Origin of the sequence: Novosphingobium capsulatum NBRC 12533, assembly GCF_001598375.1 — a bacterium.
Classification (GTDB): Bacteria; Pseudomonadota; Alphaproteobacteria; order Sphingomonadales; family Sphingomonadaceae; genus Novosphingobium; species Novosphingobium capsulatum.
Genome location: NZ_BCYV01000001.1, coordinates 1 through 612 on the forward strand (window position 1 = coordinate 1; position 612 = coordinate 612).

A 612-nucleotide genomic window follows, 5' to 3' on the forward strand; every position below is an offset into this window, starting at 1 on the left:
CGCCTCTTTTACCGATAAGCTCAAGCGCCTCGGCGGCGTATCGCCTGATCGAGGTCATGTCGTCGGACTTGTCGTCGAGCCGATCCAAGAGGCGTATACGGTCGGTTCGCGCGTCTCCGACGATTTCAGCTAGGGGCACCCCTTCGGCGAACGCCTGCAAGCGCTTGTGCTCGCTCAACGTCGTCGCGTATCGGACCTCGATTACCGGCGCAAACCCAAGGAAGTCGAAGACCTCGGCAATGCGGGTGCGGCGCTCCTCCGGGCCGCGTGCGGCGTCGAAGAGGCCTTCGAGCGCCCGAAAAACTGAGGCATTCGCCGACGCGCGTCCGGAACGGTCGCGTAATCCGAAATAGGCGTAGAGAGCTTCCTCCAGGCGGGGGATCCCGACATCGTACCGGACCGGCTGGGATAACCGGAACTTGTCGAAGGGCGACGTGGTCACGGCGATGATGCGCCCGGGCAGAGGCATCCTCGATGGCTCACACTGCGATCCGTTCACCAGCAACCCGTACCGGCGACCGTCTTGGGCGGCGATGACGCATCTGTCCTCGCCAACGAGATATTCCACCCGGCTCAACGCGAAGTTGTCGGTCTGTAGGGTCAGGTTGTTCC

General features: G+C 63.1%; 1 protein-coding gene. It reads right to left on the reverse strand.

What is annotated here, in order from left to right; genetic code table 11:
• A partial coding sequence (locus SCA01S_RS22475; protein WP_218016377.1) for a hypothetical protein occupies positions 1 to 612 on the reverse strand: 612 nt, incomplete at both ends.